This is a genomic window from Micromonospora sp. NPDC005087, from assembly GCF_042872965.1.
In the GTDB taxonomy this organism is placed as follows: Bacteria; Actinomycetota; Actinomycetes; order Mycobacteriales; family Micromonosporaceae; genus Micromonospora.
On the sequence record NZ_JBIALB010000001.1, the window covers coordinates 892918 to 917300 of the forward strand.

At 73.1% G+C, this 24383-nt stretch carries 24 protein-coding genes; 11 read left to right on the top strand and 13 right to left on the bottom strand.

The genetic code is table 11. The annotated features are described in order from the left end of the window. Positions 1-52 precede the first annotated feature (52 nt). Complete coding sequence (locus tag ACFYPS_RS04175) at positions 53-1954, bottom strand: prolyl oligopeptidase family serine peptidase (RefSeq protein WP_354965264.1); 1902 nt, start codon at positions 1952-1954, stop codon at positions 53-55. Between the two features lie 101 nt (positions 1955-2055). Here ACFYPS_RS04175 and ACFYPS_RS04180 point away from each other — a divergent pair, with 101 nt between their 5' ends. Beyond that, positions 2056-2538 (top strand): hypothetical protein, encoded by a 483-nt coding sequence (locus ACFYPS_RS04180; RefSeq protein WP_354965265.1) that lies wholly within the window; start codon positions 2056-2058, stop codon positions 2536-2538. Between the two features lie 117 nt (positions 2539-2655). Here the strand turns inward: ACFYPS_RS04180 and ACFYPS_RS04185 are convergent, their stop codons facing one another. Genes ACFYPS_RS04185 through ACFYPS_RS04195 form a run of 3 tightly spaced genes read right to left on the bottom strand, consistent with a single transcriptional unit; the run spans position 2656 to position 3663 of the window. Continuing rightward, positions 2656-2982 (bottom strand): DUF1048 domain-containing protein, encoded by a 327-nt coding sequence (locus ACFYPS_RS04185; protein WP_354965266.1) that lies wholly within the window; start codon positions 2980-2982, stop codon positions 2656-2658. A 1-nt stretch (position 2983) separates the two neighbouring features. Continuing rightward, positions 2984-3340: a DUF1048 domain-containing protein gene (locus ACFYPS_RS04190; RefSeq protein ID WP_354965267.1), complete on the bottom strand. Its 357-nt coding sequence runs from the start codon at positions 3338-3340 to the stop codon at positions 2984-2986. Then, entirely contained in the window at positions 3337-3663 is a 327-nt protein-coding gene (locus tag ACFYPS_RS04195) for a PadR family transcriptional regulator (protein WP_354965268.1), read from the bottom strand. The genes ACFYPS_RS04190 and ACFYPS_RS04195 overlap by 4 nt, the downstream gene beginning before the upstream one ends. A gap of 197 nt (positions 3664-3860) precedes the next feature. Here ACFYPS_RS04195 and ACFYPS_RS04200 point away from each other — a divergent pair, with 197 nt between their 5' ends. The 4 genes from ACFYPS_RS04200 (at position 3861) to ACFYPS_RS04215 (ending at position 9474) form a co-directional block, all read left to right on the top strand. Then, the gene (locus ACFYPS_RS04200) at positions 3861-5678 is read left to right on the top strand and encodes a glycoside hydrolase family 3 protein (RefSeq protein ID WP_387322639.1); all 1818 of its coding nucleotides are present in this window, start codon (positions 3861-3863) and stop codon (positions 5676-5678) included. A gap of 10 nt (positions 5679-5688) precedes the next feature. Beyond that, positions 5689-6981 (top strand): exo-beta-N-acetylmuramidase NamZ domain-containing protein, encoded by a 1293-nt coding sequence (locus tag ACFYPS_RS04205; RefSeq protein ID WP_387322641.1) that lies wholly within the window; start codon positions 5689-5691, stop codon positions 6979-6981. Between the two features lie 11 nt (positions 6982-6992). Continuing rightward, positions 6993-8789, top strand: a complete 1797-nt coding sequence (locus ACFYPS_RS04210) for a serine hydrolase (RefSeq protein ID WP_354965271.1) — start codon at positions 6993-6995, stop codon at positions 8787-8789. A 118-nt stretch (positions 8790-8907) separates the two neighbouring features. Next, a complete protein-coding gene (locus tag ACFYPS_RS04215) occupies positions 8908-9474 on the top strand; it encodes a maleylpyruvate isomerase N-terminal domain-containing protein (RefSeq protein WP_387322827.1) in 567 nt (188 codons plus the stop codon). Between the two features lie 7 nt (positions 9475-9481). Here ACFYPS_RS04215 and ACFYPS_RS04220 read toward each other — a convergent pair whose 3' ends face one another. The 3 genes from ACFYPS_RS04220 to ACFYPS_RS04230 are packed head-to-tail and all read right to left on the bottom strand — an operon-like array spanning position 9482 to position 11628. After that, on the bottom strand, positions 9482-10033 hold the full coding sequence (locus ACFYPS_RS04220) for a GNAT family N-acetyltransferase (protein ID WP_387322643.1): 552 nt from the start codon (positions 10031-10033) through the stop codon (positions 9482-9484). A gap of 21 nt (positions 10034-10054) precedes the next feature. Continuing rightward, a complete protein-coding gene (locus ACFYPS_RS04225) occupies positions 10055-10744 on the bottom strand; it encodes a response regulator (protein WP_387322645.1) in 690 nt (229 codons plus the stop codon). Next, the gene (locus ACFYPS_RS04230; protein WP_387322647.1) at positions 10741-11628 is read right to left on the bottom strand and encodes a sensor histidine kinase; all 888 of its coding nucleotides are present in this window, start codon (positions 11626-11628) and stop codon (positions 10741-10743) included. The genes ACFYPS_RS04225 and ACFYPS_RS04230 overlap by 4 nt, the downstream gene beginning before the upstream one ends. Positions 11629-11730: 102 nt before the next feature. Here ACFYPS_RS04230 and ACFYPS_RS04235 point away from each other — a divergent pair, with 102 nt between their 5' ends. Further along, positions 11731-12423, top strand: a complete 693-nt coding sequence (locus ACFYPS_RS04235; RefSeq protein ID WP_387322649.1) for an ABC transporter ATP-binding protein — start codon at positions 11731-11733, stop codon at positions 12421-12423. Further along, positions 12420-14762, top strand: coding sequence for an FtsX-like permease family protein (locus ACFYPS_RS04240; RefSeq protein WP_387322651.1), 2343 nt, complete (start codon positions 12420-12422; stop codon positions 14760-14762). Before ACFYPS_RS04235 ends, ACFYPS_RS04240 begins: the two co-directional genes overlap by 4 nt. Positions 14763-14798: 36 nt before the next feature. Here the strand turns inward: ACFYPS_RS04240 and ACFYPS_RS04245 are convergent, their stop codons facing one another. Further along, the gene (locus ACFYPS_RS04245; RefSeq protein WP_387322653.1) at positions 14799-15305 is read right to left on the bottom strand and encodes a DUF1992 domain-containing protein; all 507 of its coding nucleotides are present in this window, start codon (positions 15303-15305) and stop codon (positions 14799-14801) included. Between the two features lie 234 nt (positions 15306-15539). Between ACFYPS_RS04245 and ACFYPS_RS04250 the strand changes: the two genes are divergently transcribed. Further along, positions 15540-16190 (top strand): LysE family translocator, encoded by a 651-nt coding sequence (locus tag ACFYPS_RS04250; protein ID WP_387322655.1) that lies wholly within the window; start codon positions 15540-15542, stop codon positions 16188-16190. A gap of 8 nt (positions 16191-16198) precedes the next feature. Here ACFYPS_RS04250 and ACFYPS_RS04255 read toward each other — a convergent pair whose 3' ends face one another. The 3 genes from ACFYPS_RS04255 to ACFYPS_RS04265 are packed head-to-tail and all read right to left on the bottom strand — an operon-like array spanning position 16199 to position 19070. Next, positions 16199-17017, bottom strand: a complete 819-nt coding sequence (locus ACFYPS_RS04255) for an SDR family NAD(P)-dependent oxidoreductase (RefSeq protein WP_387322657.1) — start codon at positions 17015-17017, stop codon at positions 16199-16201. Between the two features lie 11 nt (positions 17018-17028). Next, positions 17029-18366 carry a flavin-containing monooxygenase gene (locus ACFYPS_RS04260; protein ID WP_387322658.1) on the bottom strand — a complete coding sequence of 446 codons (1338 nt, stop codon included), beginning with the start codon at positions 18364-18366 and terminating at the stop codon, positions 17029-17031. 56 nt (positions 18367-18422) lie between these two features. Further along, a complete protein-coding gene (locus ACFYPS_RS04265) occupies positions 18423-19070 on the bottom strand; it encodes a TetR/AcrR family transcriptional regulator (protein ID WP_354965280.1) in 648 nt (215 codons plus the stop codon). Between the two features lie 57 nt (positions 19071-19127). Between ACFYPS_RS04265 and ACFYPS_RS04270 the strand changes: the two genes are divergently transcribed. Beyond that, the gene (locus tag ACFYPS_RS04270; RefSeq protein ID WP_387322660.1) at positions 19128-20477 is read left to right on the top strand and encodes an MFS transporter; all 1350 of its coding nucleotides are present in this window, start codon (positions 19128-19130) and stop codon (positions 20475-20477) included. Between the two features lie 46 nt (positions 20478-20523). After that, complete coding sequence (locus tag ACFYPS_RS04275) at positions 20524-21681, top strand: hypothetical protein (protein ID WP_387322662.1); 1158 nt, start codon at positions 20524-20526, stop codon at positions 21679-21681. Positions 21682-21689: 8 nt separating this feature from the next. On the opposite strand, the gene ACFYPS_RS04280 is transcribed toward ACFYPS_RS04275, so the two are convergent. Beyond that, positions 21690-23171, bottom strand: coding sequence for a peptide MFS transporter (locus ACFYPS_RS04280; protein ID WP_387322664.1), 1482 nt, complete (start codon positions 23169-23171; stop codon positions 21690-21692). Positions 23172-23393: 222 nt separating this feature from the next. On the opposite strand from ACFYPS_RS04280, the gene ACFYPS_RS04285 reads away from it, so the two are divergent. Further along, positions 23394-23735 carry an RNA polymerase-binding protein RbpA gene (locus tag ACFYPS_RS04285; RefSeq protein WP_007070998.1) on the top strand — a complete coding sequence of 114 codons (342 nt, stop codon included), beginning with the start codon at positions 23394-23396 and terminating at the stop codon, positions 23733-23735. Positions 23736-23802: 67 nt separating this feature from the next. On the opposite strand, the gene ACFYPS_RS04290 is transcribed toward ACFYPS_RS04285, so the two are convergent. After that, positions 23803-24327 (bottom strand): FxsA family protein, encoded by a 525-nt coding sequence (locus ACFYPS_RS04290; protein ID WP_354965284.1) that lies wholly within the window; start codon positions 24325-24327, stop codon positions 23803-23805. Between the last annotated feature and the right edge of the window lie 56 nt (positions 24328-24383).

Consider the following 24383-nt stretch of genomic DNA (forward strand, 5'->3'; position numbering starts at 1 on the left):
AGGTCAGTAACGACCGGTTGGAGGGCAACGACATCTGGTCCACGCGCCCCGGTCAGGGCCGGAGCCAGCGATCAAACCAGGCGCGGGTCCGGCGCAGGACGTCGAGTTGGTGGTTGCGTTCCCGGATCGAGTGGCCCTCTCTCGGGTAGATCACGAACTCGTGCTCGACGTCGAAGTGGCGCAGCGCCCGGTGGAGGTACACGGCCTGTCCGAGGGGAACGTTGGTGTCCTCGGCGCCGTGCATGATGAGCACTGGAGTACGGATGTGGCTGGCGAAGGAGATCGGGCTGACCGCGTCATGCGGGTGTGGGCCGACGCCGGACCAGCCAGTGCTGCCACCGAGCGCGGCTTCGAACTGGCCGTTCTCCCCGGTCGCGGCGAGCATGCCCCAGTCGATGATGCCGGCGCCGACCAGCGCGGCGCGGAAGCGGTCGGTCTGGCCGATGGCGCAGGCGGACATGAAGCCGCCGTGGCTCCAGCCAGCGATGCCCAGCCGGTCGGGGTCGGCGACGCCCTCGTCGATCAGCAGGTCGATGCCGGTCAGGATGTCGGTCCACTCCTGCTGCCCGACCCGGCCGGCGACGCTGGCGGCGAACCGGTGGCCATGGCCCTGGCCGCCGCGCGGGTTGGGCAGCAGGACCGCGTAGCCGGCGGCGGCCAGCCACTGCGCGCTGGGAAACCAGAACAACTGGCAACGATCGGCGTAGCGATCGTACGGGCCTCCGTGCACGATCGTGACCAGCGGGAACGGGCCATCCGATGCGGTTTTTCCAACCGGCAGTACGAGCAAGCCGTCTAGGTCGAGGCCGTCGGCGGCGCGGTAGGCCAGCGGTTGTTGCGTGCCGAGCGCGGTGCCGTCCAGTTCCGGGCGGGTGTTGGTGAGTCTTCGCAGCGGGCCGGTTGGCGGTCCGATGTGAACGTTCGGGGGCTGATAGCGGGTACCGGTAAGGACCGCGATCTCTTCGCCAGCAGGGGTGGTGGTGAGGTTGTCGAGGCGTCCAGGGTGATGCGACAGGGTCGTGAGGTCTTTGGGGTCGAGCCGGGCCAGGGTGGTGTTCAGGCCGTCGGCGAACACAACCAGCGGGGCGGCATCGGTCTGGCAGAGGGTGGTGGGGCACATCGAGAGACCAGCGGTGCGGTTGCGCGGGACGCGGCTGTCCACGGCCAGGTCGAACACGGCAGTGCCGGCCTGCAGAACCGGTGGGGTGAGCGCGATGTAACCGAGGTGCCAACCGTCCTCGCCCGGCCACCAGGCCAGGGATCGTGCGTCTACCCCGACCGGTCCGAGGTTCTCCGCAGTCCCGTTCGTGGGGTCGAACAGGTGCAGTTGGCCGGTGCGCGGGCCGTAGTCGTTGTCGGCGCTGGCCCCGGTCAGCACGGCAAGTGGGCCGCCGTCGGGACGTTGCCGCAGTTCCACGACGTGCCGGTCACCGAGCACATCCGGGGTGGTGACCCGCCCGGTGCGCAGGTCGAGCAGGCGCAACCGGGCACGCGGTTCGCGCTCGCCGACGACAATGGCGTCCTCCCGGTCCCGGGCGCGGCGCGCGTCCTGCTCGGTGGGTTCGTCCTCGGCGAGCAGAGCGACCAGGTCGGGGTCGGCGAGCGGCAGGTGGTCGATGACCCCGGCGCGCCAGGTGGTCAACGTGGTCATCGTGCCGGTGGCGAGCGTGAGCCCGTGCAGCTGCGGGGTACCACGGTCGGCGCGGTCGGACAGAAAGAACAGCGTCTCCGAGTCGGCCGACCAGCGTGGCCGGGACTCGGTTGCGGTGTCGGCGGTCGCCCGACGCGACGCGACGGCGCCATCGGTGTCGACGAGCCAGAGTTCGGTGTCGAGGTGGTCATCGGTCCGGCTGACGGGAGCGAGGACGTAGCAGAGCAGGCGCCCGTTCGGGGCAAGCGCCGGGGTCTGTGGGTCACGACCATCGACCACGAGTTCGGCGGTCAGACCTGTCATGCGATCAGTCTGTCAGCATCAACCGGATCGGTGCACGGGCGAGGCGATCCACGAGAAGCGACGTTGACCCTCGACGAGGTTGAGCCTCGACCATCTGCGGCATGGACGACCACGACGACCAACCCGCGCCCGACCCGACCATGACCCGCATCGTCAACGCCGTACAGCTCGGTCGATCAGGACAGCAGGCGCTGGCCCGCGACACCCTCACCGCGCTCTGGGACGAGATCGGCGCCGACGGCGACGCCTTCCACCGCTGCACTCTCGCGCATTATCTGGCCGACCTTCAGGGGAGCACCGAAGCTGAACTCAGCTGGGACGAGCGAGCACTGGCCGCCGTCGCCGACCTCACCGACGAGCGCGCCCAGCAGTACCACCACTCGATGCAGGTCCAGGGATTCCTTCCGTCGCTGCACCTCAACCTCGCCGACGACCACCGGCGCCTGGGCAACACCGCCCTGGCCCGGGAGCATCTGGCACTGGCCGAGCGCTTCGTCGGGCGGTTGCCGGACGACCCGTACGGCGAGATGATCCGCGCCGGCATCCGCAACGCCACCGAAGCCTTGGAGTCGGTGCGGGAGTAGCGGGAGCGGCCGCCGCATGGCCGAAGGACTGTCCGACCAGGCCCTCGGCCATGCGGCTCACCTACGTGAGAGAGCTACCTGTTGGGCTGACGCCCGCTGGCATGGTGCCGACAGGTGTTACTTCTTGTCCGTGTCGGGGTTCGTGCGGATGGACTCCTGATAGACGTCCGCGTAGGTGCGCGAGTCCTTGATCAGGTCGTCGCAGAAGGTGGCGACGTCGGTGCCGGTGAGTTCCAGAACCCCCTTGCCGGCCGCGGCGCCCTCCTCGAAGAAGTCGACGATCCCGGAGAGCAGGAGCCCGTCAGCCAGGTCGACCGGTCCGACCTTGAACAGGTACTTCTGCATCTCCTTGTAGACGATCTGGTAATCCGGCGGGAGTGTCTTGACCCGAGCCACGTGCGCCCGCCACTGCTTCTTGCCCTCGATGATGTCCTGGACTCCCACGTCAGCCTCCTAGCCGGGCCAGTTTCCTTGCGACGGTCCTGTTCAACTGCTCGCGCCACCGGTCGCGATAGGTCCGGGCTCCCTCTCCGCCGACCAACGCCGTGCAGAAGCCGGGGATGTCGTCGCCGAGCACCTCGTGGATGCTCTGCCCGTCCGCCGATGCTTCTTCGAGCAGCCCCAGGGCGGCGTCGAGGATCGGCATCAGGTTGCGACCCGTGAAGCCCCCGTAGGGGAAGAGGTTGCCCTTGATCTGTTCCCACGCCGCCTGGTAGTCGGCCGGCAATGCCTCCGCCCGGGCTTCGAACACCTTCCATTCCCTGGTGAGATCGCTGCCCGTGATGGTCTCCCAGAAGCTCATCTCGCCCCCTCCCTGAGCTTGTCGATGCGTGATGAGACGTACTGCCATTTCGCCCAGAACCGTGCGAGTTCCTCGCGCCCGGCGTCGTTGAGCGTGTAGAACTTGCGCGGAGGTCCCACCTCGGATGGTCGTTTCGTCACCTGGACAAGTCCGTTCCGCTCCAGTCGCAGCAGGATGGTGTACACCGTCCCCTCGATGACGTCGACGAAGCCGAGCTCGTTCAACCGACGCGTGACGGCGTACCCGTAGGTCTCCTCGCCGCCGATGATTTCGAGCACGCAGCCCTCCAGCGTGCCCTTCAACATCTCCGTCAGATCCTCCATGGCGGCTCCTCTTCGGTCCCCCTGGTACCTCGTAGCACTGAGTACCGCTATAACGTACCACCGACTACCGGTATTCGGTAGTACCAAGTAGCGCCTCGAATCTCGGCCCATCGCCGAAAACCACAGTTTGTAGGTAACCTTCTTGACTGGCGGTCATGGCGTAGCTAAGTTTCAGTCACCCGGACTGAGAGGCGTCTATGCAGACCCGACTCGTTACCGCGACCGCCTGGGTGGCCACACTGGCGGCCACCCTCGCCCCCATCCCCGCCCAGGCAGCCACCTCGGCCCACCCCCCGTCGGCCGAGCACGGCTGGGTCACATCGACGCTGCGGCACATGAGCCTGGAACAGAAGGTGGGCCAGCTTTTCTCCACCTACGTCTACGGTGGTGACGCCACCGAACCGACGGCCGCCGACCGGGCCGCGAACCTCGCCGCGTTCGGCGTGGAGACGCCGGCCGAGGTGATCCAGCGGTACCACCTCGGCGGCGTCTGCTACTTCTCCTGGTCGCACAACCTGGACAGTCCCCGCCAGATCGCCACCCTCTCCAACGGACTCCAGCGGGCCGCCCTCAGCGACGGCGCGAAGGGCCGGGTGCCCCTGCTCGTCTCCACCGACCAGGAGCAGGGCACCGTCCTGCGGATGCCCTCCCCCGCCGCCCAGTTCCCGGGGGCGATGGCCCTGGGCGCGGCACGCTCACCCGGGCTCGCCCGGACGGCGGCGGACGTCACCGGGCGAGAGCTGCGTGCCGTCGGCATCCGCCAGCCGTACGCGCCGATCGCCGACGTCAACGTCAACGCGGGCAACCCGGTGATCGGCGTCCGGTCCTTCGGCGCCGACCCCCGCCTGGTGGCCGACCTCACCGCCGCCCAGTTCACCGGCTTCCAGCACGACGCCCGGGTGACCGCCGTGGCGAAGCACTTCCCCGGGCACGGCGACACGGCCACCGACAGCCACACCGGCCTCCCGGTGATCAACCACAGCCGCGCCGAGTGGGACCGCGTCGACGCGCCACCGTTCCGGCGGGCGATCAGCGCCGGCGTCGAATCGATCATGACCGCGCACATCGTGGTTCCCGCGCTCGACCCCTCCGGCGACCCGGCGACGTTGTCGCCGACGATCCTCACCGGCGTGCTGCGCGGTGAACTCGGCTTCCGGGGCGTCATCGTCACCGACGCGCTCAACATGGCCGGCGTGCGGGCAAAGTACGGCGACGAGCGGGTGCCCGTACTGGCCCTCAAGGCCGGCGCCGACCAGCTCCTGATGCCACCGGACCTCGCGCTGGCCCGGGACGCGGTGCTGCGCGCCGTCGCCACCGGCGAGCTCACCGAGCGGCGGATCGACGAGTCGGTCCGGCGCATCCTCGGCATGAAGTACCGCCAGGGACTGGCCCGCTCGCCGCTGGTCGACGTCGAGCGGGCGGTACGGACGGTCGGCGCACCGGAGCACCTCGCCGCCGTCACCCGGGTCACCGACCCGACGCTCACCGCCGTCCGCAACGACGCCAGCCTGCTGCCACTGCCCCGCGCCGACCGGTCGGTCCTGGTCACCGGCTGGGACAGCGCCGCCTTCGCCCCGGTCGCGACGGTCGCCGCCGGCTTCACGGCCCGTGGCGCCCGAGCCACCGCCCGACCGGCGACGCTGCCCTCGGACGCGGTGATCGCCGCGACGGCCGCCCAGGCCGCCGAGCACGACCTCACCGTCGTGCTGGTGAACAAGGCGTGGGACACCACGGTCACCGACCCGCGCGCCACCCAGCAGCGCCTCGTCGCGGCGCTGGTCGGCACCGGCAAACCGGTGGTCGTCGTGGCGGTCCGCGATCCCTACGACATCGCGTACCTGCCGGGCGTGACCACCTACCTGGCGACCTACTCGTACACCCGGGCGGCGATGGACGCGCTCGTCCGCGCGCTGCACGGCGAGCTGTCCCCGAGCGGGCGGCTGCCCGTCACGATCCCCACGGCCGAGGGCGCGGGCTCCGTGCTCTATCCCTACGGCCACGGCCTGAGCTGGTAGGAGGCAACCAATGCAGCGGAGGAATTTCCTGGTCGGCACGGGCGCACTGGGCGCGGGAGCGCTCGGCGTCGGCGCGGCCGTGACGCCCGCGGCCGCCAGCCCCGGTGGCCGGCGGGTCCGCACCGGCCTGGACGAGCTGGTGTCCTCCAGGTTCGCCGAGCTCGCCGGCCAGCGGGTGGGGGTCGTCTCCAACCCGACCGGTGTCGACTCGGCCTACCGGCACCTCGTCGACCTGATGCACGGCTCCGGTCGAGTGCAGCTGGTCGCGGCGTTCGGCCCCGAGCACGGCTTCCGCGGCTCCGCGCAGGCCGGCGGCAGCGAGGGCACCGGCGTCGACGCGCGCACCGGAATCCCGGTCTACGACGCGTACGGCGCCTCGCAGGCCCGGTGGGAAGCCATGTTCACCGAGGCGGGGGTGGACACGGTCGTCTTCGACATCCAGGACGTCGGGGTCCGCTTCTACACCTACATCTGGACGATGTACACCTCGATGGTCGCCGCGGCCCGGGTCGGCAGACGCTACGTCGTACTGGACCGACCCAACCCGATCGGCGGGCGGGCCTACGGGCCGCTGATGACCTCGCCGTACACCTCGGGGGTGGGTCTGAAGGAGATCATCCAGCAGCACGGGATGACCGTCGGCGAGCTCGCCCGGTACTTCAACGCCACCTTCCTACCGGCCGAGGCGGGGCGACCGGTCGACCTGCACGTGGTGCGGTGCCGGCACTGGAAGCGCGACGACCTCGCCGCCGACACGGGCGTGCCGTGGGTGATGCCCAGCCCGAACATGCCCACCCCGGACACCGCGCTCGTCTACCCGGGCACCGGCCTGTTCGAGGGCGTCGCGTCGATCACTGAGGGGCGCGGCACGTGCCGCCCGTTCGAGCTGATCGGCGGGCTGGCGACCGACTTCGACCACCACTGGGGTGACCGGCTCAACGCCCGGAACCTGCCCGGAGTCGAGTTCCGCGAGGCGTACTTCTCGCCGACCTCCGCCGGGCAGAAGCCGGCGCTGCTCAACAAGCTCTGCGCCGGCGTGGAGGTCAAGGTCGTCGACCCGGCGGCGTACGACCCGATCCGCACCGGGGTGGCGATGCTGGTGGAGGCGCACAAGTACCCGGCGTTCGCCTGGCGGCAGGACTCGTGGGACACCGCACGCCCGTACTGGATCGACAAGCTCACCGGCTCGCCCCGGCTGCGGACCCAGATCGACGCCGGAGCCGACGTGGACGACGTCGTCGGCGCCTGGGCCGACGAGCTGGCCACCTTCAACCGGCAACGCCGGCCCTACCTGCTCTACTGAGGAGTGCGGTCATGACCAGGTCGACCCGTCGTCCGCTCCGCTCACTCGCGATCGGCCTGGCCCTGGCGGTCGTGGGCACGACGCTGCCAGCCAGCCCGGTGGCAGCGTCGCCCCCGGCCGGTCCGCCGACCGTCACCCCCGCCGACATCCAGTTCCGGCACGACACGCTGCGCCGTGGCGACGCCCGCCAGGTCGGCCTGCTCCCGGAGCACGTGGACCGCCTCCCCGCCGACCTGGCCGCGTATCTCCAGCCGACGCCGGACCATCCCGGCTACCCGGCGTACGCCGGCGCGGTGGTCCTGGCCGCCAAGGACGGCGTGATCGTTCAGCACGCCGCCGTCGGCAGCGCGGTGCGCTACTCCGCCGTCGGGCCACCGCCCGGCCTGGTCGGCGTGGAACTCCCCGCCGACCAGCAGATCGCGACCCGGCCGGACACCATCTTCGACCTGGCGTCGGTGTCGAAGCTGTTCACCACGATCGTCGCCATGCAGCAGGTGGAGCGGCGTCGGGTGGAGCTGGACGCGCCGGTCGCCCGGTACGTCCCGGAGTTCGCCGCTGGCGGCAAGGCGACGGTCACCGTCCGGATGCTGCTCACCCACACGTCGGGTCTGCCCGCGTTCGTGCCACTGTGGAGCAGGTACCCGACGCCGGCCGAGCGGTTCGCCGCCGCCCTCGCCACGCCACTGGCGGCCGGTGCCACACCCGGCTCCCAGTACGTCTACTCCGACCTCGGGCTGATCGCGCTGGGCGTGCTGCTGGAACGGGTCACCGGCCGGCCGCTGGCCGACCTGGTCCGCGACGGCGTGACCGGGCCGCTGGGCATGACCGACACCGGCTACAACCCCGGCCCGGAGCGGCGGTCGCGGATCGCCGCGACCGAATACCAGCCGTACGCCGGGCGCGGCATGGTCTGGGGCGAGGTGCACGACGAGAACGCCTGGTCGCTCGGTGGGGTGGCCGGGCACGCGGGGGTCTTCTCCACCGCCGCCGACCTGGCCGTGCTCTGCCAGTCACTGCTCAACGGCGGCGAGTACCGCGGCCGGCGGATCCTGCGCTCGGAGACGGTGCGCGCGATGCTGGTCAACTACAACGCGCCGCTGGAGTCGGCCTACCCGGAGAGCGACCGCGGCCTCGGCTTCGAGCTGAACAAGCACTGGTACATGATGGGGCTCTCCTCGCCGGTGGCCTTCGGGCACACGGGCTTCACCGGGACGTCGATCGTCATCGACCCGCTGTCGCACTCGTTCGTCGTCATGCTCAGCAACCGGGTGCACCCTGACCGTGGCTGGGGCAGCAACAACGTGGCCCGACGCGCCGTGGCGCGGGACCTCGCCGAAGCGATGCCGGTGCGGCCGCGCTCGGCCAGCGCCTGGCGAGCCGATCCACGTGACTCCGCGACGAGCACGCTCACGGCGCCGCTGCGCCGGCCCGCGCGGGGCGCCACGGCGAGTTTTCTGCTCTGGTACGACACCGAACCCCGCTACGACAGCGCACGATTCGAGGTCTCCACCGACGGTGGGCAGACCTGGGCGCCGGCGACCATGCAGCTGCGCGAGGCCGGCCGGCGGTGGAGCGCCGACGGCACGGTCACCGGCTACGGAGGCCGGGTGTGGTGGCAGGTCTCCGTGGAGCTGCCCGACCAGGCCACGCACCTGAGGTGGAGCAGCAGCACCGACGGCTCGGGCCAGGGGCGTGGCGTCTACGTCGACCGGATCGCCGCGACGGACCGGTACGGCGTGCTCTTCCGCGGCGAGGGCGCCGATGCCTCCCGGCTCGTCACCGACGGATGGTCACCCGCACGCACCTGAGCCGCTCGCCCGGGGCCGGACGCACTGGCGGCGGCCGGCCCCGAAGCGAACGGACGGCCTCGCGTCGAATCGCGTTGCGGAGGCCGGCGGGCACTGCGAGGGTCGACGGATGCCAGCAATGGATGGCGCCGACGTGCGCGACGCGGGCGAGGAGATGACCCGGGTCCTGGACCCGCACCGGGACCACGACTGGGCGGTGCCCGCCGGCACGTTGCGCTGGAGCTGCTGGACCACCGCCGCGCACGTCGCGCACGACCTGCTCGCATACGCCGGTCAGGTCACCGGCCGACCGGACGACGCCTACCTGCCGTACGACCTGCGGGTCTCCCCCACCGCGACGCCGGCGCAGGTCCTCACGGTGGTCCGGGCGTGCGCCGGGCTGCTCGCCGCCGCGGTCGACACGGCGCCGCCGGAGACCCGGGCCTGGCACTTCGGCCCGTGCGACCCGGCCGGCTTCGCCGCGATGGGGGTGGCGGAGACCCTGCTGCACACCCACGACATCACCCTCGGCCTCGGCGTGCCGTGGCAGCCGCCGCACCGGCTGAGCGCACGGGTGCTGCGACGACTGTTCCCGGACGCCCCGCCCGGCGCGGCGCCCGAGGTGCTGCTGTGGCTGACCGGGCGCGGTGAGCTGCCCGGCCGGGCACGGCGCACCTCGTGGACCTGGCGCGCCGCGCTGGACTGACCGGCCCTCAGCCGATCGAGGGGGCGGTGAGCGCGTGCCGGTGGCCGTCGCGCGGGAACGGCGGGTACGCGGGCAGCACCTCCTGGAAGACGTACCCGCTCTTCTCCGCCACCCGACAGGAGGCCGGGTTGTCCACCTGGTGCAGCAGGTCGAGGCGCTCCAGCCCGGTGAACTGCGCGAACGCCCAGCGGCTGAGCGCGGTGACCGCGCGCGGGGCGACGCCCCGACCGCGCGCCCACGCCGCCGTCCAGTACCCGACCTCGGCCGCCGGGCGCCCGGGCGCGACCCGCTTGAGCACCACGCACGCCACGAGCAGTGGACCGTCCGCGGCGTCCTCCAGCACGGCGAAGGTGAACCGCCGGCCGTCGTCCCAGTCCTGCCGTACCTTCTCCAGCCACTGACGCCCCTCGTCCGGGGTGGTCAACGGGTGTTGCGTCCACCGGTGCAGCACCGGATCCCGGTACGCCTCCAGCAGCGCTTCCAGGTCGTCGTCACGCCAGGGCCGCAGGACCAGGCCCGGTGCCGACGGGGTGGCCACCGCTCGCAGCTCGATCGACATGGGCACATTCTGCCTGCACGCCTATGTCCCGCCAGGGGTGACCAGGCCCGCCTCGTAGGCCACGACCACCGCCTGCGCCCGGTCGCGCAGCGACAGCTTGGCGAAGATGCGGGCGACGTGCGTTTTCACCGTCGCCTCGCTCAGGGTCAGGACCCGCGCCAGCTCGGTGTTGGACAGACCCCGGCCGAGCAGGGTGAGCACCTCACGTTCGCGGGGCGTCAGCGCGTCGAGTTCGCGGCGGCGTCCCGGCTCTTCGGTCGGGCGCCGCTCGGCGGCGGCGAAACGCTCCACGAGCCGCCGCGTGATAGATGGGGCGAGCAGCGCGTCGCCGGTGTCGACGAGCCGGACAGCGTTGGCGAGATGCTCGGCCGTGACGTCCTTGAGCAGGAAGCCGCTCGCGCCGAGGGAGAGTGCCGTGTACACGTACCGGTCGAGGTCGAACGTCGTCAGCATGAGCACCCGGCAATGCGGGCTCCGCGCCAGGATGTGGCGGGTGGCCTCCAACCCGTCCATGACCGGCATCCGGATGTCCATGAGCACGACGTCGGGCCGCAGCCGGCGTTCGGCGGCCACCGCCTCGGCGCCGTCGGACGCCTCGCCGACCACGTCGATGCCACGCGCGGTCAGGATCAGCCGGAAGCCGGTGCGGATCAGCTCCTGGTCGTCGGCGATGAGGACACGGGGCGCGGCGGTGGTCTCGGGTGCTGTCACGGCTGGTCCAGCGGGATGCGCGCGCGGACCCGGTAGCCGCCGCCGAGGCGCCGGCGCGCGTCGAGGTCGCCACCGTAGACCGCGACCCGCCCCCGGAGCCCGAGCAGGCCGCGCCCGGCGCCGTCACCGCCACGCCGCTCCCGTGGCACGGTGCCGGCCAGGACGCTCGGACCGACGTTGAGCACCTCGACCCGCAGGGAACGGTCGGCGTACCGGATCGTCACCTCGGCCCTGCCGCCGTCACCGTGCTTGAGCGCGTTGGTGAGCGCCTCCTGCACGATCCGGTACGCGGTCACGTCGATGCCCGGCAACAGGGGACGCGGCTCGCCGGAGATCCGCACCTCCACCGGCAGCCCGGCGAACGCGATCCGATCGACGAGCACGCCGAGCCGGCTGAGGCTCGGTTGTGGCTCCAGCCGCGTGCCACCGCCCACCCGACCGTCCGGACCGTCGGCGCCTTCCCGACCGTCGGCCGACGGCGCGAGCAGGCCGAGCAGGTGTCGCAGCTCGGTCATCGCACCCCGCCCGGCGCCCTCGACCGCTTCGAGGGCCGCGGCTGCCTCTCCCGGCATGGTCGTGAGGATCTCGCGCGCCGCGGCCGTCTGCACCACCATGATGCTGACGTTGTGGCTGACGATGTCGTGCAGCTCGCGAGCGATCCGGGCGCGTTCGACGTCGACGGCGGCGCGGGCGACCCCCTCCCGGTCCCGTTCCAGGAGCCAGCCCTGACGCTCGACAGCGCGCCGGTGCAGCCGCCGCGCGCGAACCAACGCGAACCACAGCCATCCCGCGCCCGCGCAGACCAGCACGAGGGCGACAGCCAGCCACGTCGTCCCGGATGTGCGCACCCCGTTACCCTCGCAGACCACCGTGGCGTGCCGCATCATCCTCCATGTCCAGCGCCGTACATCCCGCGGATGACGACCCCGGCGGGTTGCATCCCGGGAGGGATGCCCGGCCGGTGCCGCCGACCGTAGCTTCCTGTCATGACGAAAGACGCGACCGTCGTACAGCTCGACGGAGTCCGCAAGGAGTACGGCGACACCACCGCCCTCGACGGCGTGTCGCTGTCGGTCCGGGCCGGTGAGGCGGTCGCCGTGATGGGCCCGTCCGGCTGCGGGAAGTCGACGCTGCTCAACATGATCGCCGGGCTGGACCGGCCCACCACCGGCACGGTCGTCGTCCAGGGCGAGGACCTGGGAAGCAAGAACGAGACGGGCTTGGCGCTGTTCCGCCGGCACCGGATCGGCATGATTTTTCAGTTCTTCAACCTGCTCGACGACCTGCCGGCGCTGGACAACGTCGCCCTCGCCGCCCAACTGACCGGCAGCAAGGCGGGACCGGCGCGCGAGCGGGCCCTGGAACTGCTCGACGAGTTGGGCATCGCCGACCGGCGCAACGTGTACCCGGCAGCGCTGAGCGGCGGCGAGCGGCAGCGGGTCGCGGTCGCCCGGGCCCTGATGAACCGGCCGGCGCTCCTGCTGGCCGACGAGCCGACCGGCGCGCTGGACAGTCGGGCCGGCGAGCAGGTGATGGACCTGCTGCTGGACCTCAACCAGATCGGGCAGACGCTGCTGATCGTCACGCACGACGAGCGGCTCGCCACCCGGTGCGCGAGCCGCGTGGTGGAACTCGCCGACGGTCGGATCGCCCGCGAGCGCACCCTGGAGAAGGCATGAGCGCGGTGTGGCGGGCGTCCCGCGCGGCGGTACGCCGCCGCCGGCTGCAGACGTTCGTGATCGGCCTCGTCGTGCTGCTCTCCACCGCGTCCATCGTGGTCGCCCTGGCGCTGCTGGACGCCTCGTCGGCGCCGTTCGACCGGGCGTTCGCGGAGCGCCGGGGCGCGCACGTCGTCGCGACGTACGACGCGGCGGCTGTCACCCACGCGCAGCTCGCCGAGCACCGGCCGGACGTCACGGCGGTCGCCGGCCCGTTCCGGCAGGCCACCGTCGACACGTCCCGCGACGGGAACGTACCTCGCCTGCAGGGCCGCCCCCTCACCGTCGTCGGACGCGCCGACCCGGGCGGTCCGGTCGACACCGTGGACGTCTGGCACGGGCGCTGGGCCACCGGGCCGGGTGAGATCGTGCTGAACGAGGCGCCGCCGGCCGCCGGCTACCGGGCACAGTTCCGGCCCGAGGACGAACGGGTCACCCTGGCCGACGGCACGACGTTCACCGTGGTTGGCCGGGCCTACAGCATCAGCCGGACCGCCGACGCCTGGGTGGCGCCGGACCGGATCGCCGCGCTGCGCCCGACGACGACCCAGATGTTGTACCGCTTCGCCGACGCCCGCACCACGACCGACGTCGACGGCCACGTCGCCGCGCTGCGGGCCGGGCTGCCGCCGGACGCGCTGATCGCCGCCCAGTCGCACCTCGTGGTCAAGGAGGCCATCGCCGCCGGGCCTGGCGCGTACGTGCCGTTCCTCGTCGCCTTCGGCGTCCTGGGGCTGATCGTGGCGGTCCTCATCGTCGGCAACGTCGTCAGCGGTGCGGTGGTCTCCGGCTACCGGCACATCGGCGTTCTCAAGGCGATGGGGTTCACGCCACGGCAGGTCGTGGCGGTGTACCTCGCGATGGTGTCCGTGCCGGCCGTCGTCGGCTGCGTCCTCGGCACGGTGCTGGGCGATCTGGGTGCCCGCCCGCTGCTGCGGTCCGCGTTCCTGGGGCTGGGTTTCGGCGCCGAGGTCGGCGTCGCGCCGTGGATCGACGTCGCCGCGCTGGTGGGAGCACCGGCGGTCGTCCTGCTGGCCGCGCTCGTGCCGGCGCTGCGCGCGTACCGGCTGTCGGCGGCGGAGGCGATCAGCGCGGGCAGCGCACCGCGGCCCGGCCGCGCGCTGCGGGTGCAGCGGGCGCTCGGCGGCACCCGGCTGCCCCGCGCCGTCAGCCTCGGCCTCGGCCTGCCGTTCGCGCGCCCGGCCCGGACGGCGCTGACGATGGCGGCGGTCGTGCTCGGTGTGGTCACCGTGACGTTCGCGACAGGCATGTCGGAGACGGCGCGCCGCTACTCCGATCTCACCGATCTGAACGACACCCCCATCGCGGTACGGCCGTTGCGCCCGGACGGGGATCAGCCGGTGACGCAGCGGTCGGTGCCGGACGTGGAGCAGCTGCTGCGCTCGGTGCCGGGCACGACGCGGGTGGCCGGCGGACTGGACCTGGAGGTGTCGATCGTCGGGGACCGTGAGCCGGCCACCGTCTACTTCGTCCGGGGCGATGTGCCGGCCATGGGCTTCCAGGACCAGATCGTCGCCGGGCGCTGGCTGCGCGGCCCGGACGAGATCGTCGCGCCCTCGACCGTCCTGCACGACCACGGCCTGTCCGTCGGTGATCGGGCCACCATCCGATTCGGCGCCAGGCAGCGGTCCGTGACCGTCGTCGGTGAGATCATGTCCACCGCGCCCGGCTGGCCGAGGCTGGTCGCCGGCTGGGACACGTTCGAGCGCCTCGCGCCGGACTACCGGATCCTCCCGCACGAGATGTACTACGCGCTGGCCGTGGCGCCGGGCACCGACACCGGGCAGTACCTCGCCGCGATCCGCACCGCCGATCCCGGGCTCGACGCGTGGGACAACAGCGGCTCGAACTCGTACACCACGGCAGTCGTGGCGCTGTCCACGGTGCTCACGCTGCTGCTCGGGCTCGTCGCGGCGCTCGGCGTCTTCAACACCGTGGTGCTCAACACCCGTGACCGCCGTCGGGACCTGGGCATGCTCAAGTCGATCGGGATGACGCCCCGGCAGGTGGTCGTGATGATGGTGACGTCGATGGCGGCGCTGGGGGTGGTCGGCGGGCTGCTCGGCGTACCGCTGGGAGTGCTCGCCCACCGCGTCGTGGTGCCCGTCACGGCGGATGCGGCGAACCTGAGCCTCGCGAAGGCGATGCTTCAGGTGTGGCAGCCCGGCGGCCTCGTGTTGCTGGCCGTCGCCGGTCTCGCGATCACCGTCCTCGGCGCGCTCCTGCCGGCCCGGTCGGCGGCGCGGCTGACGATCGCGGAGGTGCTGCACAACGAGTGACCGGGGCCGGTCAGCTCACCGCCGCCGCCGGGCGGATCAGGTCGCCTGGCGGCGGCGCCACGGCAGCCACGCCCACCAGGACCGGCGTACCGGTGCGACGGCGGGCGCCGGCCCGCCGGTGGGCGCCAGCGAGTCGGTGGACGTCCGGGATCCGGCGGAGGCGCGCTCCGCGCGCCAGCGGCGGACAACCTCGTCGGCGTTCACCGGCCGCACCACCACCCGGGGGCCCTCGGGGTTACGCAGCCAGGTCACGATCTGGGCGTTCAGCTGACCCACGAAGTCCCGCACGGACTGTTCGGTGGGCAGGTCGCGGACCTCGGCGGGAACCTGCTCGATGCGCCGGCGCAGTTGCAGCGGAGTGGGCAGCAGCAGGTCGCTGGGGAGCGCCTCGCGCTCCAGGAAGCTCTTGATCCACCACGATTCGTCGTAGGGCGCGCCGCGGCCGGGGATCGGCTTGCCCATGCCGGGCAGGTTGTCGAACTCGCCGCGTTGTGCGGCGCTCCGGATCTGCGACTCCACGGCCGCTTCCCACGCTTCGGTCACCCTGCGGCACCTCCCTGGCCACCGTAACGCGCCGCCTCCGGCCGGCGGTGCGCACCGCAACGGGTCAGCGCGCCCGGGCCGGCTGCCATTCCCGTCGCCGCCCGGCGGGGGGTGGTTTCCGTCGGGACGTCCGGTTCCGCAGCAGCAGGCCACGGCCTGGCAGGTGGCCCTGGGCCGGTATGGCCGCCCGGCCTACGGTCGGTGCGGGTGTCGGAGTGAACGGGGGGGTTCGTCATGGTGGGTGCGGGTGCGCTGCTGGGTATCGCGCTGGTGGCGTTGGGGCTGGTGCTCACGCCCGGCCCGAACATGGTCTACCTGGTCTCCCGCTCGGTGGCGCAGGGCCGCCGGGCCGGGATGGTCTCGCTGCTCGGGGTGGCCGCCGGGTTCGGCGTCTACCTGGCCGCGGCGGTCGCCGGCCTGGCCGCCGTCTTCGTCCTGGTGCCGACGCTGTACGCGGTGGTGAAGCTGGCCGGCGCCGGTTACCTGCTCTGGCTGGCCTGGCGGACGCTGCGCCCGGGTGGGCACTCCCCGTTCACGCCCGCGCCGCTGCCGCCGGACCGGGCGCGACGGCTGTTCACCATGGGTCTGGTCACCAACCTGCTGAACCCGAAGATCGCCATCCTCTACGTCTCGCTGCTGCCGCAGTTCGTCGATCCGGGTCGGGGGGACGTGGCGGCGCAGAGCCTGCTGCTCGGCCTGACCCAGATCGCCGTCGCGCTGAGCGTGAACGCGCTGATCGTGCTCAGCGCCGGCGCGCTGGCCGGATTCTTCGCCCGCCGGCCGGTCTGGCTGCGGGTGCAGCAGTGGGTGACCGGCACGGCGCTGGCCGCGCTGGCCGTCCGGATCGCCACCGACCGCTCCCGCGCCGCGATCGCCACACCCTGATCCGACGCTCACTGTCCCCGGTGGCGGCGGACCATCCCGGCGGCCAGCGGCGCGGCGTCCAGGTCGCCGGCGGCGAGCCGGGCGGTGAGGGTACGACGCACCAGCCGGTCGGCCAGCGCGGGCGCGTGCCGGCCGACGGCCATCTCCAGCCGCCCGCGCGTGGTGGTGGCCACGTCCCGGGGTGCCCGTCGGGCGGTGGCGGCGCGCAGGATCGCCGCGACGACGCCCTCGACGGGCTCCGGACGGGACACGCCCCGCAGGGACAGGCCAGCCTCGGCGGTGCTGTCGTGGATCGGTGAGGCCACCATGCTCGGGTAGACGACGCTCACCCCGACGTGGGTGCCCACCTCATGGCGCAGCGCGTCGGCGTAGGCGACCAGTGCCCGTTTGCTGACCCCGTACGCGGCGGCGAGCGGCAGCGGCAGCACCGCCATCCTGCTCGACACGAAGATCACCCGTCCGCGCGCGGCGAGCAGTGCGGGCAGCGCCGCGGCGGTGGTCCGCCAGGCCGCCAGCAGGTTGACCTCGAGCTGCCGGCGGACCACCTCGTCCGGCGGCAGCTCGGCCGGGGCGGGGCCACCGACTCCGGCGTTGTTGATCAGCAGGTCGAGGCCGCCGAGCCGGTCGACGGCGGCCTGCACCGCCGGCGGCACGGCGGCCGGGTCGGTCAGGTCGCAGCCGAGCACCGGCAGCTCGTCGTCGGGCCGCGCGTGCAGGTCGAGCCCCACCACCCGGGCGCCGGCGGCGGTCAGCGCGGCGCCGAGGTGACGGCCGAAGGTGCCGCTCGCCCCGGTCACCAGCACCCGGCGGCCGGTCAGCCCGCTCACCGTCCGGCCCCTCACTGCCCCGCTCCGACCGGCGTGCCCGCGCGGGGGCGGCGGCGGGCGCCGGCGGTCAGCTCCCGGGTCAGCTCGGCCAGGTAGGCGTCGAAGTCGACCCGCATCGCCGGGCGGCGCTGGCCCCAGCGGGCGGTCGCGGCCCGCAGCTCGGCCCGGCAGACGGCCCGCTGCCGGTCGGGGTCCGGTAGCGCGTACCGGCCGGCGAGCTGCGCCGCGATCAGCTTGGCCTGCGCCTCCACCAGCGGGAACGCCGACCCGGTGGACTGCATCAGCCCCACGAAGGTCAGGCCGGGAGCGTCGGGGTGAAACACGTGCCGGTACAGCGGCAGGGTGTCCGCGCCCCCGCTGAGCAACGCCGGGTCGAGGAACGGGATCTCCACCCGGTAGCCGGTGCACCAGATGACCAGATCGACGCTGTCGGCGCGGCCGTCGGTGAACTCGACCCGGTCGCCGTGCAGGGCGGCGACGCCGGGTCGGGCCTCGATGTCGCCATGGGTCAGCCGGGACAGCAGCCCGTCGGAGAGCGTCGGGTGGTCCTGCAGGAAGCCGTGGGTCGGCGCGGGCAGCCCGTAGCGGGCGGGACCGCCGACGGTGGTGCTGAGCATCGCCTGGCTGATGCGTTGGCGCAGTCGCCACGGCAGCCGGCGGGCCAGCGCCCCGTTGAGGGTGTCCGAGGGGCGGCCCAGCAGGTACTTCGGCACCACCCAGACGCCCCGGCGCAGCGACAGCAGGGTGCGGGTGGACGCGTAGGAGGCGTCCACCGCGATGTCCATCGCGGAGTTGCCGCCCCCGACGACCAGGACCCGCTTGCCGGCCAGCTGTTCCGGGCCCCGGTAGTCGTGGCTGTGCAGCTGCTCGGCGGTGCAGGTGCCGGGGTACGGCGGGTCAGGCAGCCGGGGCGCCCGGTTGTGGCCGTTGGCGACGACCACGGCCTCGACGGTGACCTCGACCGGCCCGTCCGGTCCGTTCGCTCGGACGGTCCAGGTGCCGGCGGGATCCTGGGTGACCTGCTCGACGGTGTGGCGCAGGCGGATGGTGTCCCGTAGCCCGAAACGGTCGGCGTAGTCGGCGAGGTAGCCGGCGATCCGTCGGTGGTCGGGGTAGTCGGGCCAGTCGGTGGGCATCGGGTGGTCGGCGAACTGGGTGCGGCCGCGGCTGGTGTTCAGGTGCAGCGTCCGGTACGCGGGCGAGTCCGGCGCCCCGTACACCCAGAGGCCGCCGACCTGGTCGGTGGCCTCGAAGCAGACCGTCGGCACGCCGGCGTCGAGCAGTGCCTTGACCGCGGCGAGCCCGGCCGCGCCGGCGCCGATCACCGCCGCCCTGGGTGGTACGCCCATCGCTGCCCCCACTTAATCCAACGTCTGATGGATAATTGTCGTGAGCAGCCGGCCCGTCAAGGGCCCGGCGGTCCGTACAGGCCGTGCAGGAGGCGGTGCACGAACACTCGGAACTCGCGCCGCTCCCGGGCGCCCGGCGCACCCGCGGCCAGCGCCACCACGTGCCCGTGCGCGGCCCAGACCAGGCTCCGTACGGTGATGTGCGGGGTCGGTTCGACCAGCGCGCCGGTCGCCGCCGCGGCGGTGAGCAGCTCCGCCACCAACCGGTACAGCGGCTCGGCGTAGCGCTGGTCGAGCTCGGCGTGCCGCTGCGGTTCCAGCCAGCGACGCAGCCACAGCGCGGTGGTCTCCGGGCGGTCCTCCAGGAAGTCGACGAACACGTCGACCAGGTCGTGCAGGGCGCGTCGCGCCGCGTCCGGCCCCGCGTCGAGAGCCGAGCGGGCCTGCGCGGCGGCCTCGGTCAGCACGTCCCGCTCGGCGGCGAAGACCCGGGCGAAGCAGGCGTCGTAGAGCGCGGTCTTCGTACCCGTGTGGTGGGCGACCGTGGCGACGTCGACGCCGGCGGCGGCGGCGACCTCCCGCAGCCCGACGGCGTCGAAGCCGCGCTCGGCGAACAGCGCGGTGGCCGCGGTGAGCACCACCTCGCGGGTCGGCCGGCTCTCGTCGCGGCGGGGCCGACCCGGACGGCGTCGGGGCATGGTCATGGCCGCCATTCTGCCCCTAGAATCCAGCAACCGTTGGATTGCGGAGAGGATGCGGCGATGACCGGGCTCGACCGGCGGCCCGCTGCCGCCACGGAAGCGATGCTGCCCCGAGGCCCGCTGGCCGGCTTCGCCGCCGGCTCGCTCGGCATGGGTGTCTGGGTGACCGTGCCCGGCCTGCTGCTGCTCTACTTCCTCACCGACGTGCTGGCCGTCGCGCCGTGGCTGGCCGGCCTCGCGCTGCTGCTGCCGAAGGTCGCCGACGTGCTGCTGCACCCGTGGGTCGGGCACCGCGCCGACGTCGAGCAGACCCGCAGGGGCGACCGGCGACGGCTGCTGCTGCTCGGCTGCGCCCTGCCGCTCGCGTTCGCCGCGCTTTTCGCGGTGCCGGGCGGGCTGACGGGCGCACCGGCCGCCGCGTGGGTGGCGGTGTTCTTCGTCGCCGGCAACCTGCTCTTCGCCACCTACCAGGTCCCCTACCTGGCCACCCCGGCCGATCTGCGGATCGGGTATCACGAACGCACCCGGCTGATGGCGTTCCGGATGGTCGTGCTGACCTTGGGCATCCTCGTCTCCGGGCTGCTGGCCCCGCTGCTCACCGGCGGCGACGACGCGACCCGCGCCGGCTACCAGCGGATGGGCGTGGTCCTGGCCGTGGGGATGCTGGCCGCCATGCTGGTGGGCGTCGCCGGCATCGCCCGGCTGCGCGGCTCGGCGGCGGCCACCGGTCCCGCCGGGCACGGCGGGTGGCGGGCGCTGCGCACCGCGCTGCGCGATGCGCAGTTCCGCTGGCTGGTCGCCGCCTACCTGGCCATGTCCACCACCACCCATCTGGTGCTGGCCGGGGTGCCCTACTACGCCGAGTACGAGCTGCGCGCACCCGGCCTGACCACGGTGCTGGTGGCGGCGTTCGTCGCGCCGGCGCTGCTGGTCACTCCGGCCTGGCTGGTGCTGGCCCAGCGCATCGGCAAGCAGCGGGCGCTGCTCGGCGCGCAGGGCGCGTTCGCGGTCGGCTCGCTGGTGCTGGCGGTGGGCCGACCGGCCGGCCTGCCGGTGCTGATCGGGGCGGTGGCGGTGCTCGGGGTGGCGTTCGCCGGCATGCAGCTGCTGCCGTTCTCGATGCTGCCCGACGTGATCCGCGCGGCCGGCACGACCGGCGCGGGCACCTACACCGGGGTGTGGACGGCCACCGAGGCCACCGGCGCGGCCCTGGGCCCGTACGCGTACGCCCTGTGCCTGACCGTCGGCGGGTTCGTGGCCTCGACGGCCGGTGACACGCCGGTCCAGCCGGACGCGGCGCTCGCGGCGGTCCGCTGGGGCTTCGGGCTACTGCCCGCGGTGGCGATGCTCGCGGCGTTGCTGCTGCAACGCCGCTACACCCTGGACGCGACCGCCCGCGCGGCCAGCTGACGGCGCGGCGACGCGGCCCGGCGTCCGGCACTAGACTTCGCGCTCGATGGACGCCCAGCCCGCCCCCGCCGAGACCCGTCCGTGTGCCCACTGTGGACGGCCGGTGCCGCAACGTGTCGGCGCGGGCCGGCCGTTCCGCTACTGCCGAGACAACGACGGCGCCTGCCAGCGCGCCTCCCGCAACAGCCGGATGCGCCACCGCAACGCCCCCGGCCTGCCGGGTCAGGTGGCCCGCACGTGGGAGGCGGTGGACCGCCTCGACCAGGTCGTCGAGACGTTGACCGAGGCGCTGCACGCCGAGCTGTCCCCGGTGGGTGTGCAGCGGCAGCTCGCCCAGGCCCGCGCCGAGGCCGCCACCGAGATCGCGGCCGCGCAGACCGAACGCGACGAGGCCCGCGGTGACGCCGAGGACGCGGTGGCCGACGCGGCGCGCTCCCGCGAGCAGGCCCGCGAGGCGGTGGCCGCCGCCGAGGGGGCCCGCCAGCGCGCCGAGCGGGCCGCTCAGCAGGCCACCGCGGCCGACGAGCGCGCCCAGCGCGCCGAGGCGGCCCGCGACGAGGCCCGGCACGACGCCAGCGCCGCCGAGGCCCTGCGGGCCCAGGCCGAGCGGGACCGCGATCAGGCCCGCCACGAACTGCGCGACCTGCGCGCTGACCGCGACACCGAGCGGCAGCGGGTGGCCGACCTGACCGTCGAGCGCGACGCGCTGCGCGCGGACGCCGAACGGGCCACCCGGGCCGCCGCCGAGGCGACCGAGCGGGCCGGGCGGTGGCAGGCCGAGGTGCAGGACGTACGGCGCCAGATCGACCAGGCCCGCGCGGACGCCGCCCGCACCCGCACGGAGGCCGCCGACGCGGCCCGCGCCCGGGAGCAGGCCGACCGGGCCCGCGACCGCGCGCAGGCCGACGCGCGCGGGGCCGACAACGCCCGGCAGGAGGCCGCCGAGCTGGCCGCGCGGCTACGCGCGGAGCTGACCGCCACCGCCGCCCAGCGCGACACGCTCGCCGCCGAACTGGCCGCCGCCCGGCAGGCCGCGGCCACCGCCGAGGGCCGGCTCACCGCCCTGACGGTACGGCTGGAGGCCGCCGAGACCGACCGTGACCTGGCCCAGCGGCGGGTGGCGCAGCTCGGCGACCAGGTCAGCGACCTGGCCCTGGCGTTGGCGCGGCTCGGCGCCGCCACGCCCGACGACGGCACCCGCTGACGCGGCGGTCAGTGGATGCCGGCCATCAGGGCGCGGATCTGCCGGGCGAACATCACCGCGGCCAGGCCGAACGCCACCGACGCCAGACCGAAGGTGAGGAAGTAGGTCGACTCGGACCAGGTGTCGGCGAGCCGCGCCACCTGCCCACCGATCGCGTCGCCGACGGCGGTGGCGAGGAACCACAGCCCCAGCATCTGGCTGGCGTACTTCACCGGCGCCAGCTTGGTGGTGGCGGACAGGCCGACCGGGCTCAGCGACAGCTCACCGGCGACCTGGATGGCGAAGACCGCCACCAGCCACCACGGGGACACCAGGTCACCGCCGACGGCGGCCTGCGCGGCGGCGGCCATCAGCACGAACGACAGGCCGTTGAGCACCAGGCCGACGGCGAACTTCACCGGCGTGGACACCCGGTTGCCCACCCGCAGCCAGAGCAGCGCGAACAGCGGTGCGCCGATGATGACCAGGATGGGGTTGACCGACTGGAGCCAGGACGCCGGGAACGTGAAGCCGGCCACGTCCCGGTCGGTGCGCTCGGCGGCGAAGAGGTTCAGCACCGACCCGGCCTGGTCGTAGATCAGCCAGAACGCGGCGGCGAACACGAACAGCCACAGGTACGCCTTCATCCGGCTGCGTTCGGTCGCGCTGAGTTCCCGGTCGGTCATGATCCGGGTGAAGTAGCCGATGGTGACCAGCACGGTGACGGCGGTGAGCGCGTTCACGACCGTGTTGACGGTGAACAGCCCGGCCAGCGCGAGTACTGCGACGAGCACGAGGAGCACCGCGACCAGCACGCCGGCGCGGGTGAGCGCCCGGCGGCGGTCGGCGCCGAGCAGCGGGTCGGCGGGGCGGTCACCGGCGTCGCCCAGGTTGCGCCGGCCCAGCACGTACTGGATCACGCCGAAGGTCATCCCGATCGCGGCGACGGCGAATCCCAGATGCCAGTTGATCTTCTCGCCGAGCAGGCCGGTGATCAGTGGGGCGATGAACGCGCCCAGGTTGATGCCCATGTAGAAGATCGAGAAGCCGGCGTCGCGGCGCGGCGAATCCCGGTCGTACAGGGCGCCGACCATGGTGGAGATGTTGGGTTTCAGCAGGCCGGTGCCCAGGACGATGAGGGTCATCCCGGCGAAGACGCTCCACCGCGTGGGCACCGCCATCACGTAGTGCCCGGCGGCGATCACCACCCCGCCCCACAGCACGCTGCGCCGGGCCCCGATCAGGCGGTCCGCCACCCAGCCGCCGGGCAGCGCCATCAGGTACACCATCGCGTTGTACGTGCCGTAGACGGCGTTGGCGCCGGACTCGCTCAGGCCCAGCCCGTCGTCGGCGGCCTCGGCCGTGAGGTACAGCACGAGGATCGCCCGCATGCCGTAGAAGCTGAACCGCTCCCACATCTCGGTGAGGAAGAGGGTGGCCAGTGCCCGGGGATGACCGAAGAACGTCCGCCCGGTGGGGGCGCGACGCTCGACCGGGACGTCATGGGCCATCGCAACCTCCGCAGCACTCGGGCGGTTAACATCCCCGGTGGCGGCCGAAACACTCCACCGTTCCGACCCGGCCGGGGATCACCTGGCCGGGTGACCGTCCCGGCCGGCTACCCTTGGTCCCGGCCCACCCGTGGACGCCTCACGCCCTCGGGCGGGAATGGCTCGACGGGAACCCACCGTTACACCCAGAAGACCAGCACCACGAACGAGGGGAAGTCGATCATGGGCGAGCGTATGCTGCGCGGAAGCCGCCTGGGCGCGGTCAGCTATGAATCCGACCGCAACACGGAGCTCGCGCCGCGCCAGACCCGCGAGTACCTCTGCGCCAAGGGCCACCAGTTCGAGGTGCCGTTCGCCGTCGACGCCGAGGTCCCGACGACCTGGGAGTGCAAGTTCGACGGCAGCGTCGCTCGACTCGTCGACGGCACCGAGCCGGAGCAGAAGAAGGCCAAGCCGCCGCGTACCCACTGGGACATGCTGCTGGAGCGGCGCTCGATCGCCGAGCTCGAGGACATCCTCGCCGAACGGCTCCAGGAGGTTCGGACCCGCCGCGGCCGCGCCTGAGCCGCAACCCGCACGACACGGCGCCCCCGGGAAAATCCCGAGGGCGCCGTCGTGTTGTCGTGCGCGGTCAGTTGCGGCCGGGCTCGATGATCTCGCCCTCGATGGCCCGGCCGCCGTCGACCACCACCGGCTGCTCCGTCTGCGGACGCGGTGTCGGTTGCGGCGCACCTTGGCGCACGCGCACCGTACGCGGCCCGAACAGGTCACCGGCGACCATCGACGACACCCGCCGCTCGGCGGTGCGTTGCACCCCGGATCGGGCCAGTCGCCGCACCGGCGGCACGAGCAGCAGCAACCCCACCAGCCCGCTGACCAGACCGGGCACCGCCAGCAGCAGCGCACCGCCCAACCCGACGAGCCCGTCGGTCACCTGCCGCCCCGGCGGCTGCCCGGACGAGGCGGCGGAGCGGAAGCCACGCCAGGCGCGCATCCCCTCGCGGCGCAGCAGCGCCAGCCCGAGCAGCGAGGCCGCGAACACCAGCAGCACCGCCGCACCGAACCCGAGCGCCCGCCCCACCAGGACGAACACCGCAAGCTCCACCACCACCGCCAGCAACAGGGCCAACGGTACGAACCTCAGTCCTCGGCGCATCTCACCTCATCGCCATCCCGCGACACCGGAAACGTGTCCCGCCCATCCAGCATGAC